The organism is Xanthomonas campestris pv. badrii (assembly GCF_012848175.1).
Taxonomy (GTDB): Bacteria; Pseudomonadota; Gammaproteobacteria; order Xanthomonadales; family Xanthomonadaceae; genus Xanthomonas; species Xanthomonas campestris_C.
The window spans coordinates 3,534,147-3,549,434 of the sequence record NZ_CP051651.1 but is presented as its reverse complement, the minus strand read 5'-3'; the positions used below and the strand labels follow the sequence as shown (position 1 = coordinate 3,549,434).

Annotated in this window: 9 protein-coding genes; 2 read left to right on the top strand and 7 right to left on the bottom strand. The window is 65.1% G+C overall.

The annotated features are described in order from the left end of the window. The first annotated feature begins 603 nt into the window (after positions 1-603). Positions 604-1,737, top strand: coding sequence for a pectate lyase family protein (locus tag HG421_RS14905; RefSeq protein WP_169707041.1), 1,134 nt, complete (start codon positions 604-606; stop codon positions 1,735-1,737). Positions 1,738-1,913: 176 nt separating this feature from the next. Here the strand turns inward: HG421_RS14905 and HG421_RS14900 are convergent, their stop codons facing one another. Continuing rightward, the gene (locus tag HG421_RS14900; protein WP_169707040.1) at positions 1,914-3,887 is read right to left on the bottom strand and encodes a transglycosylase SLT domain-containing protein; all 1,974 of its coding nucleotides are present in this window, start codon (positions 3,885-3,887) and stop codon (positions 1,914-1,916) included. Positions 3,888-4,153: 266 nt separating this feature from the next. Here HG421_RS14900 and HG421_RS14895 point away from each other — a divergent pair, with 266 nt between their 5' ends. Continuing rightward, positions 4,154-7,033: a TonB-dependent receptor gene (locus HG421_RS14895; RefSeq protein ID WP_169707039.1), complete on the top strand. Its 2,880-nt coding sequence runs from the start codon at positions 4,154-4,156 to the stop codon at positions 7,031-7,033. 422 nt (positions 7,034-7,455) lie between these two features. On the opposite strand, the gene betA is transcribed toward HG421_RS14895, so the two are convergent. The 6 genes from betA to HG421_RS14865 all read right to left on the bottom strand — a co-directional run bounded on the left by betA (position 7,456) and on the right by HG421_RS14865 (position 15,245). Continuing rightward, complete coding sequence (gene betA / locus HG421_RS14890; protein ID WP_169707038.1) at positions 7,456-9,126, bottom strand: choline dehydrogenase; 1,671 nt, start codon at positions 9,124-9,126, stop codon at positions 7,456-7,458. A 149-nt stretch (positions 9,127-9,275) separates the two neighbouring features. After that, positions 9,276-10,748 (bottom strand): betaine-aldehyde dehydrogenase, encoded by a 1,473-nt coding sequence (gene betB, locus HG421_RS14885; protein ID WP_169707037.1) that lies wholly within the window; start codon positions 10,746-10,748, stop codon positions 9,276-9,278. Positions 10,749-10,786: 38 nt separating this feature from the next. Next, positions 10,787-12,766, bottom strand: a complete 1,980-nt coding sequence (betT, locus tag HG421_RS14880; RefSeq protein WP_169707036.1) for a choline BCCT transporter BetT — start codon at positions 12,764-12,766, stop codon at positions 10,787-10,789. 134 nt (positions 12,767-12,900) lie between these two features. Beyond that, a complete protein-coding gene (locus HG421_RS14875; RefSeq protein ID WP_211161858.1) occupies positions 12,901-13,638 on the bottom strand; it encodes an endonuclease/exonuclease/phosphatase family protein in 738 nt (245 codons plus the stop codon). Between the two features lie 49 nt (positions 13,639-13,687). Continuing rightward, on the bottom strand, positions 13,688-14,503 hold the full coding sequence (locus HG421_RS14870) for a thiol:disulfide interchange protein DsbA/DsbL (RefSeq protein WP_169707034.1): 816 nt from the start codon (positions 14,501-14,503) through the stop codon (positions 13,688-13,690). 91 nt (positions 14,504-14,594) lie between these two features. Beyond that, entirely contained in the window at positions 14,595-15,245 is a 651-nt protein-coding gene (locus HG421_RS14865; RefSeq protein WP_169707033.1) for a thiol:disulfide interchange protein DsbA/DsbL, read from the bottom strand. Positions 15,246-15,288 lie beyond the last annotated feature (43 nt).

The following is a 15,288-nucleotide window of genomic DNA, read 5'->3' as shown; positions in this document are numbered from 1 at the left end:
ACAGGCGTGCACGCTTTACGTCGATGGCGCCCTGAGCTTGCGGCCATCGCCGCTGCGGCATTTCGCTTGTCGCTGATCGCGATGTCTGCATCACAACTGCACGTCCACGCGGACAGATGTTGATGCGCTACAGCACCACACTCTTCGACAGATGCGGTGGCTATGCAGCAGCGTGGGGCTGGGCGCTTGCTGGTGGTTCGTGTGATGCCGTGCTCGGCTGCATTGCAGTGTCCCGGCGTGACCACGCTGGCTGCATATGCGCCAAACACGCATGGAAAATGTTGGCGTGTGATCGCGTCAGCATCGCTTGATCGATGCATGTCCACCTGCGGTGCGACACCCATCATGCTGCGCTGCAGTGTCCCTGGCGCTGTCTCTGCGTGTCTTGGGCGTAGCGTTTTGTCTTCCGGCAACTGTCTCGTAACCGTTTGCGTGACTGCGCGTGCACAACGGTGATCTGCCTAGATACAAGCGATTACCTTGCTCTTAGTATCCCCTCCCGCGGAACTGAACATTACAGAGATGAAAAGTACGTTCCGTAGTCGATAGACGAGGGGTGTACCGCTACGCGGTGCATCGAACCCATTCGAGGGAGATATCCAGATGAAGCCGAAATTTTCGACGGCGGCCGCCGCGTCGCTGTTTGTCGGGTCGTTGCTGCTGACCGGCGTTGCCAGCGCCGATCCTGCGCTGGAAGCGGCAATCACCGGTTGGGCCACGCAGAACGGCGGCACCAAGGGCGGGTCCAAGGCCGCTGCCGCCAACATCTACACGGTCAAGACCGCCGCCGAGTTGAAGAACGCGTTGAAGGCCAGCGTGGGCAGCAACGGGCGCATCATCAAGATCAGCGGCATCATCGACGTCAGCGAGGGCAAGCCCTACACCACGACCGCGGACATGAAGTCGCGGGCACGCCTGGATATCCCGACCAAGACCACCTTGATCGGCATCACCAGCAATGCCGAGATCCGCGAGGCCTACATGCTCGTCAAGGCCAACGATGTCATCGTTCGCAATCTGACCATCGAAAATCCCTGGGATCCGGAGCCGTTGTGGGATCCCAATGACGGCAGCGCCGGCAACTGGAACTCACAGTACGACGGTCTGACCGTGGATTCGGCCAGCAACGTGTGGGTGGACCATGTCACCTTCACCGACGGCCGTCGCACCGACGACCAGAACGGCACCGGCAACGGCCGCCCCAAGCAGCACCATGATGGCGCGCTGGATATCAAGGCCGGCGCCAACTACGTGACCGTCTCGTATTCGCTGTTCAAGTTGCACGAGAAGAACGGTTTGATCGGCTCCAGCGACAGCGCCTCCGGCACCGACAGCGGCAAGCTCAAGGTGACCATCCACAACAGCATGTTCCAGGACATCTCCGCGCGTGCGCCGCGGGTGCGCTTTGGTCAAGTGCATCTGTACAACAACTATCACGTCGGCAGCACAAGCAACAAGGTGTATCCGTTCTCGCACGCGCACGGCGTGGGCAAGGAATCGAAGATCTTCTCCGAACGCAACGTGTTCGACATCAGCGGCGTGAGCAGCTGCGACAAGATCGCCGCCGACTACGGCGGCAGCGTCTACCGCGATCAGGGTTCGCTGCTCAACGGCAAGGCACTGAGCTGCTCCTGGAACAGCAACATCGGCTGGACTCCGCCCTACACCTACAACCTGCTGTCTGTAGACAAGGTCGCTGCGGACGTCAAGGCCAAGGCCGGCGCCGGCAAGCTGTAACCGCCGCTGCACGGTACGCCGCGATGGCTGCGGCGCTACCAGGCATCACACAACGCCCGCAGCGATGCGGGCGTTGTGCATTTCATAGCGTGTTGGGCTGCTTACAACCCGCCATGCAACGGCGCAGGGACTACCTGACGGTCTCACTGCGGTCGTGGCTGCCGGTCAACACGCGCTCAGTCCTGCGCCGCGTTGTTGGTGCTCTGGCCCGGCGTGCACACCGGCTTCTGGCGCTTGTCCACCAGCTTGCCCATCAGGCGGTCGCTCAGTGGCAGCATGTCGCCGTTGAGTCGCCAGTCGTAGATCACACTGAAGGCCAGCACGCGCGCGACATAGTCGCGGGTCTCCTTGTAGCTGATGGTTTCGATCCAGAAATCCGGCTCGAAATTCGGCCGCTGCGATTGCCAGCGGCCGGTCGGGCCAGGGCCGGCGTTATAGGCGGCGATGGTGAGATAGGGCAGTCCGTAGGTGTTGAGCAACTGACGCAGGTAGGCCGTGCCGATGGCGATGTTGGTGTCCGGCTCATAGAGGCTGGTGGCACCGGCATAGCCGGGCAGGGCGATGCCTTTGGCCACGGCGGCGCCGGTGCCGGGCAACACCTGCATCAGGCCCATGGCATTGGCGGGCGAACGCGCGCGCGGGTTGAAGATGCTTTCGGCGCGGATCTCCGCGGCCACCCAGGCTGGGTCGATCGCATTCTTGGCAGCTTCGCGGCGAATGCTTTCATCGTGATGCAGCGGGAAGCGCAGTGCATACAGGCGCTGTTCGTCCGGTTGCTTGCCGAGCGCAAACACCGCGCGGTCGAACCAGCCATTGTCGCTGGCAACCTCCACGGCAAGGCGGCGCTGGGCGTCGTCGAAACGACTGGCAGCATCGTTCCATTCGGCCACCGCCCAGCCAGGGCGATCGATCTGGAACAGCGCAATGGCGCGGCCCAATGCCGGGTCGCGCGCCACTGCGGCCTTGGCCTGCGCGCTGTCCTTGGGTTCCCATGGACAGATCCGGTACGGCTGCTGCAGGCGGTCGGCCGCCAGGAACCCATGGAAGGTCGGCGATTGCGCGGCGGCGCGATACAACGATTGTGCCGCTGCTGCCGAGCCGGTCTTTTCGGTCAGGCGCGCCTGGAAATACTGCCAGCGCGAATCGGCCCGTTGGCTGGGTGGCATCTTGCGGATCGCCGCCAATGCCGCCGGCCAATCGCCGCGCGACATCGCCTCGCGTGCGCGCCATTCGTGCAGGCGTTCGTCGTAGGAGGCATCAGGCACCGCATTGAGCCGGCGCGCCGAATCCGGCAGATACGAGGCGACCGTCCACAGTGCGATCTGATACAGCACCTGCCCACGCTGCGCATCGCTGAAGCCCAGTGTGCTGGCCAGCTGCGGCAACTGTTGTTCGGCCGCGTCCGGGTCGCTCTTGGCGAGCTTGGCCAGGCCATCGACGGCGATGCGACGGCTGCGCTCGGTCTTGGGCCAACCGAGTGCACGCGGATGGACCTTGTCGAGAAAGGCCGCGTAATCGGTGGCCAGTGCCAGGTCAGCCGCCGCCAAGCCGCGCGCCGCGGTACGCATCACCGCAGGCAGCTGGGCATCGGCGGCGGCTTCCACCCGTTCCCAGCGCAGCGCCGGTGTCAGCTCGCCGCGGGATTCCAGTGTGGCAACCACCGCCTCACAGGCATCGGGCAGCGCCTTGCCGTTGCGCCACAGCGTGAGCGCATCGCGGCTCCACTGCGCGTCCAGCTTGCCGGTGGCCTGGCGTGCAGTCAGCTGCGCGCAGCGCAGGCCGATGTTGTCGGTGCTCTTCCAGTTGGCCAGCAGGGTGCTCCAATCCTGCCGACGTGCCACCGCCGGCAGCCAGGTGCTGCGGAAGCTCTCGGCCACCGGCTGGCCGGCGTAGCGTTGCAGAAAGCCCTGCGCCTGCGCGTTGGACACGGTGTCGATGCCGCGCTTGAGCGTGGCCAATTCCAGCCAGCCGTACAGCGGGTGACGGCTCAAGGCGGCCAGTTGCGTGGGATCGGACTGGCCGCGCTCGGCAGCGGCGATCGCATCGCGCATGGCCGTCAACTGCGGATCGAGGCTTTGTGCATGCAACGCGGTGCTGGCAAGACACAACAGACCAGCGGCAAGAGTGGCGAAACGGGGAGAAGAAGTCATGGCGCGATGATACCCAAGCAGGCCTGAGGCCTTGAGTGAACATGCGCTGCACCGGCATGCCTGCACCGGTGCGCAACGCGAGCGCAAAGTCTGGCCGGTTGGGAGCGCGTATTCGGGGTTGCCACGCTGGGGCGCGCACTGCGACGCCCATCGCAGTGCTGCACCGCCAGATTGCGGTGCGTTAAGGTTTTGTTTACAACTCGGGATGGACCGCAGGGCACGGGGGCGTGCGGACACTTTGAAGACTCCTTTTGGAGAGAGAAAGGATGAAGCGTCTGATCCGTCCGTTGCGGTCATGCCTGGCCGTGCAGTTGTCGCTGTGTTTGATTCCCACCCTGGCCTGGGCGCAACAGCCCGACGCCGCCCCCGGTACGCGCACGCTCGACAGCGTGCAGGTCACCGGCACCCGCATCAAGACCGCCGAGCTGCAAGGCCAGGTGCCGATCCAGACGCTCAATCGCGCCGACATCGAGCGTACCGGCCTGACCTCGATCGGCGAGGTGCTGCAGGAACTCACCGCCTCTGGCTCGGCGCTCAATGCCAAGTTCAATTCGTCCGGCAACTTCGGTTTTCCGCCCGATGGCGGCGGGGTGGGCGCCGGCTCGGCGCAGGTGGATCTGCGGCACCTCGGCTCCAAGCGCGTGCTGGTGCTGGTCGATGGCATCCGTTGGGTCAATGAATCCTCGGCGTCCGGCGTGGGGTCGTCGACCGACCTCAACACCATTCCGCTGGCAATTGTGGAACGCATCGAAGTGCTCGAAGACGGCGCCTCATCGTTGTACGGCTCCGATGCGATTGCCGGCGTGGTCAACATCATCACCCGGCGCAGCTTCGACGGTGCGCAGGTCACGCTCAACTATGGCCAGTACGGCAAGGGCGATGGTGCCAACCAGGGCGTGGACCTGGCCTGGGGCACCAGTGGCGAGGATTTCAGCCTGTTTTTGGGCGCCAGCTACGTCAAGCAGGATCCGATCTACGCGCGTGACAGGGCGCAGGCGCGCTTTCCGATTCCGGGCACCGGGCTGACCTTCGGCAGCTCGGCCACGCCGGACGGGCGTTTCCAATTCGTCGACCCGAACACCGGTGCGCGCCAGAACCTCACCCCCAATGCCGGCGTCGGTACGCCGCAGTACGACGGTAGCGCCGGCTGCGCGCGCAGCGACGACTACCACTGCTTCGGCACCGCCGACCGCTACAACTTTGCCGAGCAGAACCTGTTGCTGACCCCATCCGAGCGCAAGGGCGTGTTCGCGCAGTTCCGCTATTACTTCAACGACGATGTGCAGTGGTACGTCAAGGCATTGGGCAATCGCCGCGAGTCGACCAACCAGGCCGCACCGGAGCCGATCTTTCTCGGCCCCGATGCCGGCACCGGCAATCCGCTCGCCGACAACATCGTGATTTCCGGCTTGAATCCGTTCAATCCGTTCGGCTTCGATCTGAACTCGGCCACCAACCTGATCCAGATCGGTCGGCGTCCGGTGGAAGGCGGGCCGCGTCTCTTTGAGCAGCAGGTGGATACGCACTACTTCGGCACAGGGTTGGTAGGTACCTTCGAGGGCGGCGCACGCACCTGGTACTGGGACGTCAACGGCATGTACAGCAAGAACAAGGCCGAACAGACCAACTACGGCAGCTACAACCTGTACAACATCAATCTGGCGCTGGGCGACCCGGCCGCCTGTGCGGCGGTGGCCGGCTGCGTGCCGCTGGATATCTTCAGTGGCGCGGGCAGCATCACGCCCGAGATGTTGCGCTGGATCCAGCCGGTGGTGCGCGACCGCAGCCAGAACGAATTGAGCCTGTTCACCGCCAATCTCAGCAGCGAGTTGTTCCAGCTGCCCGGCGGCGCGGTGTCCTTCGCCACCGGCTACGAATACCGCAAGTACGAAGGCGCCTACCAGCCCGATCCGCTTACCGTGGCCGGGCGCTACAACGGGGTTCCGTCGTTGCCGACCTCCGGCAGCTACGACGTCAACGAGGCCTATCTCGAACTCAATATCCCGATCTTTGCGAACTCCTCGCTGGGCGACAAACTCGATCTGAACATCGCCGGCCGCTATTCGGATTACTCCACCTTCGGCGGCGAGTTCACGCCCAAGTACGGCTTGCGCTGGCAGGTCACCGACGAGCTGGTGCTGCGCACCAGCTATGCCGAAGGCTTCCGCGCGCCGACCATCGGCGAGCTGTTCGGTTCGGCTGCGCGCGCCGACCTGCAATTGTCCGATCCCTGCTCGATCGGCCTGGGCGGTACCGCGCCGCGCGGCAGTGCGGCCAATTGCGCGGCACTGGGCGTGCCGGGTGGTTACCAGCAGGCCAATCAGCAGATCTCGGTCACCACCGGTGGTAACGAGCAACTGGACCCGGAACGGTCGCGCAGTTTCAGTGCCGGCTTCGTGTTCAGCCCGGGCTTTGCCAGCAATGCCAGCTGGTCGGATCGGCTCGATATGGAAGTGACCTTCTACCGTCACCATGTGGATGGTGCGATCCAGGCGATCAATGCGCAGACGCAGCTGGACCTGTGTGTGGACACGCTGGATGCGCTGTATTGCGACGGCATCGGGCGCGCGTCCACCGGCGGCATCAATGCATTCAACAATCGCCTGACCAATCTGGGCTCGATCAAGACCGATGGCTGGGACGTGGACCTGTTCTGGACCTTGCCGGAAAGCGCGTTCGGTCGCTTCAAGGTGTCATGGCAAAACACCTTCGTGGGCCGTTACGAAGCATTGGGCGCGGCTGGGCAGCGGCAGCCGCAGGGGCCGGGCATCGAAGTGGTCGACAGTGCCATTCCCGAGTGGACCAGCAATGCAGTGCTGGATTGGTCGCTGGGCAACTGGACGGCGTCGTGGACGGCACGCCACATCTCCAAGCTCACCGAGCAATGCGGCGATGCAGTGGAATTTGCGGTGTGCTCCAACCCGGTCGAAGGCACCAACCGGCTGGATGCGATCACCTATCACGATGCACAGGTGGGGTATCGCGTCGACTGGCTCAAGGGGTTGCAACTCACCGCCGGCTTGAACAACGTCTTCGACAAGGATCCACCGATCTGCCTGTCGTGCTCACTCAATGGCTATGACGCCTCCACTTACGACATCCCTGGTGGGCGCTTCTGGTATGCGCGGGTGGATCTGAAGTTCTAGTCCATCATGTCGGGTCGGTCATAAAGCGGAGAGCGGCTGATCTGTGGCTTGCCCGCCCACCCTCGCGGGACACGCCGCAAGTACATCCGTGTAGGCGCTTACGCGGCATCCATGCGCGTAAGAGCCCGCGAAGGTGAGTGGGCAATGACCAACGAGGATGGTCGGTGTGCATGTTTCAAGCAATGCATGATGTGCGTTGTTCGGTCAGGGCGCGTCGGATCCGCTCGGCAACGCAACGAGATCAGAAGACAGGCTTTCAATAAACACCTGAAAACTCTTTGGCGCGGTGTCCTCGCCGATTGTGGGACCGTGTGGCGGCATGGATGCCGCCGCCGAGCCTTCCAAGGATGTACGTGCGGCGTGTCCCGCGAGCGTGAGGGCGCCGCGCACTCGGCCAGGGTGGCGCACCGCGTTTTCCAGCATCACCCGCGCACAGGCGCATCGCCGGCCACGTAGTAGTCGGCCGTGCTGCGCGGCAGTGGCGTGCGGCCACGCATCCGGTCGGCGATCTTCTCCGCAATCATGATGGTGGTGGCGTTGAGGTTGCCGGTGATGATGCGTGGCATGATCGAGGCGTCGATGACACGCAGGCCTTCCATGCCATGCACGCGGCCTTGTCCATCCACTACGGCCATGTCGTCGGTGCCCATCGCGCACGAGCACGATGGGTGGTATGCGGTTTCCGCGCGCGCGCGCACGAATGCGTCCAGCTCGGCGTCGGTCTTGCAATCGGCACTGGGGCTGATCTCGCGCCCACGATACGCATCGAGTGCGGGCTGGGCGATGATTTCGCGGGTGATGCGGATCGCGTCGCGGAATTCCTGCCAGTCCTGGTCGGTGGACTGGTAGTTGAACAGGATCGACGGGTGCTGGTGCGGGTCGCGCGACTTGGCGTGCACGCGGCCGCGGCTGGGCGTGCGCATCGAGCCCACGTGCGCCTGGAAGCCATGTTCCTTCACTGCATTGCTGCCGTTGTAATTGATGGCGACGGGCAGGAAGTGGTACTGGATGTTGGGCCACTCGAACTGCTCGCGCGTGCGGATGAAGCCGCCGGCTTCGAACTGATTGCTGGCGCCGGTGCCGGTGCCGGCGAACAGCCACTCGGCGCCAATCGCAGGCTGGTTCCACCACTGCAAGGCCGGGTACAGCGAGACCGGCTTGGTGCAGGCGTACTGGATATAGACCTCCAGATGATCCTGCAGGTTCTGGCCGACGCCGGGCAGGTCGTGCACCAGCTGCACGTCGAGTGCGCGCAGCAGGCCCGGCGCACCCACGCCGGAGCGCTGCAGCAGCTGCGGTGAGGCGATGGCGCCCGCACACACCAGCACTTCGCGGCGCGCATGCGCATCGATGCCCTCGCTGCTGTTGCCCACCAGATAATGCACACCGATGGCGCGCTTGCCGGCAAACAGGATGCGGTCGGTGGTGGCATGGGTGACGATATGCAGGCCATCGCGCGGCTTGGCCATGTCCAGATAGCCGCGCGCGGTACTCGCACGGCGTCCGCGTGGCGTCACGGTGCGGTCCATCGGCCCGAAGCCTTCCTGCTGGTAGCCGTTGAGATCGTCGGTACGCGGGTAGCCGGCCTGCACGCCGGCATCGACCATGGCGTGGAACAGCACGTTGTTGTCGTTCTTCGGCGTGGCCACGCTCACCGGGCCATCGCCGCCGTGATAGTCATTGGCGCCGATGTCGCGTGTCTCGGCCTTGCGAAAGTACGGCAGCACATCGCGGTAGCTCCAGTCTTCCAGCCCCGGGCGCTTGGCCCAGTGATCGAAATCGAGCGCATTGCCGCGGATGTAGCACATGCCGTTGATCAGCGACGAACCGCCCAGGCCCTTGCCGCGCCCGCATTCCATGCGGCGGTTGTCCATGTGCGGCTCCGGCTCGGTTTCATAGGCCCAGTTGTAGCGGCGGCCCTGCAGCGGAAACGCCAGCGCGGCCGGCATCTGGGTGCGGAAATCCAGCCGGTAATCCGGCCCGCCGGCTTCGAGCAAGAGCACCGTCACGCCCGGGTCTTCGGTCAGACGTGCAGCCAGCACATTGCCTGCCGAGCCGGCGCCGATGATGATGTAGTCGTATTCGCGTTGCATGGTGGTCTCCTGATGCGTGAGCGGTGCAGCGGCAGTCGAGGCGCTGCGCGGTCGCTGTTCTTGACGCGCCGATGTGGTGGTGCGCGCAGTGCGTGTGTAGGGAGCAACGCACGCATCGAGGGATTGGCGTGCATTGCAGCGTCGGCCGCTCAGAACACCGACGCGTAGCGTTCCAGTTCGACCTGAACCGACTTGGTGCGCGTATAGGCCTGCAAGGTGGCCAGCCCGTTCTCGCGACCCACGCCCGATTGCTTGTAGCCACCTACCGGCATCGGTGCGGGCGACTCGCCCCAGGTGTTGATCCAGCAGATGCCTGCTTCCAGGCGATGGATCAGCCGGTGCGCACGCGCCAGATCGGGCGTGACCACACCGGCAGCCAACCCGTAGCTGGTCGCATTGGCACGGGTCACCGCTTCGTCTTCGTCGTCGTAGGTGAGCAGGCTCAGCACCGGCCCGAAGATTTCTTCGCGCACGATGGTCATGACATCGCTGCAGTCGCTGAAGATCGTCGGCGCCACGTAATAGCCCTGTGCCAACGCGCCGTCGCGCAGGCGCTGCCCACCGCACAGCAGGCGTGCACCCTCGGCCTTGCCCTGTTCGATGTAGTCCAGCACGCGCTGCATGTGCGCGGCGCTGACCATCGGGCCGAAGGTGGTGCGCTCATCCAGCGGGTCGCCGATATGGATGCGTTGTACGCGTGCCAGCAGCCGCGCTTCGAAGGCGGTGCGCAGCGCCCGTGGCACGAACACCCGGGTGCCATTGGTGCAGACCTGCCCGGAGCTGTAGAAGTTGGCCATCATCGCGATGTCGGCAGCCAGGTCCAGATCCGCATCGGCACAGACGATCAGCGGCGATTTGCCACCCAGTTCCATGGTCACGTCTTTCAACGACGAACTCGATGCGCTGGCCATCACCTTGCGCCCGGTCGCGGTGCCACCGGTGAAGCTGATCTTCTCGATCTGCGGATGCTCGGTGAGCGCAGTGCCTACGCTGGCGCCGTCGCCGGGCAGTACGTTGAACACGCCATCGGGCAGGCCCGCTTCGGTGAACAGCTCGGCCAGTTTGAGTGCAGTGAGCGGAGTGACTTCGCTGGGCTTGAAGATCATGGCGTTGCCAGCGGCCAATGCCGGTGCGGCCTTCCACAATGCGATCTGGATCGGGTAGTTCCACGCGCCGATCGCACCGACCACCCCCAGCGGCTCGTGCCGGGTGTAGAAGAAGCTGCCTTCGCGCAGCGGGACCTGTGCACCCTGCAATGCCTGCGCGACGCCGGCGTAATACTCCAGTACATCGGCACCGGTCACCACGTCCACGCTGCGCGTTTCGCTCAGCGGCTTGCCGGTGTTGAGCGTCTCCAGCTCGGCCAGCGCATCGTTGCGCTCGCGCAGCAGCGCCACCGCGCGCAGCAGGATGCGCGAGCGTTCCACCGTGGTCAGCGCGGCCCACACACGTTGGCCGGCCTTGGCACTGTCGACCGCGGCGTCCAGATCGTCGGCGCCAGCATTGTGCACGTTGGCCAGCACCGCGCCGGTGGCGGGGTTGATGACTTCCAATGTATGGCCGCCGCGGGCGGGAACAGGGCGGCCGCCGATGTACAGCAGCTGGTCGGGGAAACGTGGCATGACAAACCTCCTTGGGACGGTCGCCGCAGCGCGGCAGCTCAGCGCGTGAGGTGCAGGAACTGCAGGTGACGCTCGTATTGATCGATGATGTCGTTGATGATTTGTTCGCGGCTGTAGCCCACCAGGTCGTAGTCCTGGCTGCCTTCGTACAGATAGACTTCGGCGCGGTAGTAGCGCTGGTTGCGCAAGCGCTGCGCGGCGAACGACGGGGTGAGGTAGCCGCGCATCACTACCTGGTAGCGGAAGCCTTGTTGTTCGCCGTGATCGACGCTGATCTCCATGTCGCCGTCGTCGATCCGGCTGCTGACGTTCCAGCCTTCTTGCCGCAATTGCGTGGTCACCGCCTCGATCGCCGGGCGCACCTGGTCGTGCATGAAGCGGTAGACCTCATCGCGCGCCGGGAAGTGCATCGCCTGGCCCAGGCGCTGACGCCAGCCGCCGTGATGGCGCGATTGCCCGATGAGCGGGCTGGGGCTGTAGAGCTGCGCACGTTTGCGCTGCGATTCCTCGCTCAAAGCGCGTGACAGGCCCCATGCCATCAGCAGCAGCACTGCGGAGAATGGCAGCGAAGCCAGCACCACCGCAGATTTCAGCGCATCCATGCTGCCGGCCAGCAGCAACCCTGCAGTGACCACGGCGGTGAGCACGCCCCAGAACACGCGCAGCCAGCGCGGGCCGTCGTCGTGCGGCTCGCCGCCATGCGAGGACAGCGTGGACAGCACCACGGTGCCGGAGTCGGCCGAGGTGACGAAGAACACGAAGCTGATCGCCACCGTCACCGTGATCACGGTGCGGCTCCACGGGTAGCTTTGCAGCAGTGAGTACAGCACCGTCTGCGGCGCATCGATGGCCTGTTGCGCCCATGCGTCCTGGCCATGGTGCAGCAACTGATCCAGCGCGCTATTGCCGAAGATCGACAGCCACGCCAGGGTGAATCCCAGCGGGATCAGCAACACGCCCAGCACGAATTCGCGAATGGTGCGGCCGCGCGAGATGCGCGCGATGAACAGGCCGACGAATGGGGCCCAGCCGATCCACCAGGCCCAATAGAACACCGTCCAGTTGCCCAGCCAGTCGGCGCGTCCGCCATAGGCGTAGACGTCGAAACTCTTGCCGACCACGCTGCCCAGGTAGTCGCCGAGGTTCTGCATCAAGGCGTTGAGCAGGTATTGGGTTGGCCCGGCGAACAGCATGAACAGCAGCAGCGCGATCGCCAGCAGCATGTTGATGTCCGACATCCAGCGTACGCCTTTTTCAACGCCCGACACCGCGACCACAATAGCCGCGCCCATCATTGCCACGATCAACGCGACCTGCACCCAGTGCGTATGCGGCACATCGAACAAGGTGCTCAGCCCGGCGTTGAGATGCAGCACGCCAAAGCCCATGTCCGCACCGATGCCGAACACCGTTGCCACGATGCCCAGTGCATCCACGGTGTAACCGATCGGTCCGTTGATGCGCTTGCCGATCAGCGGATACAGCGCCGAGCGCAGGGCCAGCGGCAGGTTATGCCGGAAGGCGAAATACGCCAGCGCCATCGCCGCCAGCGCAAACACGCCCCAGCCATGCAGGCCCCAATGCAGGAAGAGCAGCTGCATCGCCTGGCGTGCGGACGCTTCGCCACTGCCGGTACCGCCTTGTGGCGGTTGTAGATAGTGGGTCAGCGGTTCGGAGACGCAGAAGAAGAACAGCGTGATGCTGATGCCGGCGGCGAACAGCATGCCGGCCCACGAGAGATAGCTGAATTCCGGCTCGTCGTGATCGGCGCCGAGCTTGATGTTGCCGTAGCTGGACAGCGCGGTGCCCAGCACAAACAGCAGATACAGCGTCATCTCCAGCAGGTAATACCAGCCGACATTGCGCGAGGCCCAGGTCTGCGCATCCAGCAGCACACGGCCTGCATCCAGCGGAAACAGCGCAACCAGCAAGGCGAATGTGCACACCACCGTCGCCGCCAGCGAGAACACCGGCCGCAAGGTGCGCACCGGCAACGGCTGCGGTTCGACCGCACTCATATCGACGCACTCATAGGATGCGTGCCACGTGACGTGCTCCCAACGAAAAACCGCCTGCGTTATCGCACGGGCGGTGTCTAGGGGGTGTCGTCGGTCGAGTTCGCCGCTGCGAACCGGTCGGCAGTTTGCGTGCGCTAGCGCAGCAACTGCAGCGGAACGCGGATATCCATGCCGACTGCCAGGTGATCGGAGAACGCGGCAGGAATCGCTTCGGTGTGTTCGATCGCCAGGCTGTCGCTGACCAGGATATGGTCGATCGCCCGGTCCGGGCGCCAGCTCGGGAAGGTGTGCACCACGCAGCTCGGTGGCTGCAATCGCGTATGCCGATACAACGCCTGCATTTCCGGCCGGTCGGCCACGCAGTTGAAGTCGCCCATCAACATCACGTTGGGATGCTCGGACAATAGTTCGGCAATGAAGGCCAGCTGCGCCATGCGCGAGTTGGCGCCCAGCGACAGATGCGCCACTGCCACGGCCAGGCCGTCGCGGCCCTGCCCGAACTTGGCCAGCAGGATGCCGCGCCCGCCGATGCGGCCGGGCAGGGCATGGTCCTGCACTTCCAGCGGCTCCAGCTTGCTCAGCAGGCCATTGGCGCTGGAAGCCACCCCGCCCATGCGGCGGTTGGGCTGATGGCTCCAGTAGTGGAAGCCGGCGCGCTCGGCCAGATAGTGGGTCTGGTTGGTGAAGCCCGAGCGCAGGCTGCCCGGGTCGGCCTCCTGCAGGCCGACGATGTCGCGGTCGCCGGCCAGCTTGGCGATGCTGTCCAGGCTGGTGCGCTTTGCGCCCAGCGGCAACGCATGCGACCAGCTGCGGGTCACGTAATCGCTGTAACGGCGGGTGCTGGAGCCGGCCTGGATGTTGGCGGTCAGCACCCGCAGGGTGCGCGAATCCGATGCGTTCACGGGATGGCGAACGCCCGGCTCACTTGGCCAGCGTGGCGCGTTCGCGCGCGATCAGGTGATCGGCGATGCGCAGCATGTCAGGGAAGCTCTGGCCCTTGACCAGATACTTGCCGTTGACGATCAGCGACGGCGTGCCGGTGATCTTGCTGCGGGTGGCGAACTGCTTGGCGCGGTTGGTCTTGGCCGACACGCCGAAGCTGCTCATGGTGTCGATGAAGGTCTTGGAGTCCACGCCGTACTTGGCGTAGAACGCGGCGATGTCCTGCACCGAATCCTTGCCGCGCTCTCCTTTGAGGGTCTGGTCGACGTGGATGGCTTTGTACAGCGCTTCGTGGGTCTTTTCCTGCACGCCCAGCGTTTCGGCGGCATAGAAGGCGCGGCCGTAGTCGTCCCACGGGCCACCGAACATCGCCGGCACGTAGACGAAGTGCACGTCCGAGGGCAGGCCGGCCTTCCATGGCCCGATCAGCGGCTGGAACGCGTTGCAGGCCGGGCAGACATAGCCGAACACCTCGGCCACTTCGATCTTGCCGGCCGCCTGCTGGTACGGCTGGCCGCCTTCGATATCCAGATAGTCGGTGCCGGCGACCGGCTCGGGGCCGTTCGGCGCGCGCGGTGCGGCGCTGGGCGCGGCGGGCGGCGGCGTGGTGGCGCTTTCGCCAGCAGCGGGCGGATCCGCCGGATCGGCAGCTGGCGTCGCAGCGGCCGGAGCGGGCGCTGTCTCGGCAGCGGGCGTGGCGGTGGCGGGCGCGGTGTCGGAGGAGCCGTCCTGGGCCTTGCAGGCGACCAGGATCGGGAGCAGCGCCATCAGCGTCAGGGCGAAGCGGGTCTTCATCGGATGGAATCTCCAGCGTGGGGCGAGGAAAGGGCCGGGCGGCCGCGGGGCGCATGATGCCACGGGCGGCCGTCGGTAACGGTTACGTGGTTCAGCGCCTGGCCGGCCCGGCGTGCTCGCGGGCGATCAGGTAGTCGGCAATCTTCAGCATGTCCGGGTAATTGCGCGCGCCGATCAGGTAGCGCCCGTTGACGATCAGCGCCGGCGTGCCCGGCAGCTTGCTGCGCAGCGCGAACTCGCGCGCGGCCTTGAGCCTGGCATCCACCGCCTCGCTCTTGAAGGTGTCCACGAAGCGCTGCTGCGGCACGCCGTAGTCGGCGTAGAACACGGCCAGCTCGTCCGGGGAGACGTTCTGGGTCGGCACGCTCTGCTTTTCGTGGATGGCATCGAACATGGCGCGATGGCTGCGCTTGGCCACGCCCAGCATGTCGGCGGTGAAGTAGGCGCGCGCGAAGGCATCCCAGAAGCCGCCGAACGCCGCCGGCACCGGGGTGAAGCGCACGTAGGACGGTTGCTTGGCGACCCAGGCCTCCAGCACCGGCTCGAAATGCGCGCAGTGCGGGCAGGTATAGCCGAACACTTCCACCACTTCGACCTTGCCGGCCAGCGGTGCATACGGCTGGCCGCCGTCGATCAGGGTGTAGTCCTCGCCTTCGACCGGCGCGGCCTTGTTGTCGGCGGCACAGGCCGCCAGCGGCACCAGGATCAACAACAGCAGGGACAAACGGGAAAACAGGTTCATGCAGGCTCCGTGGGGATGCAGGGGGAGGCGGGAAACGACGACG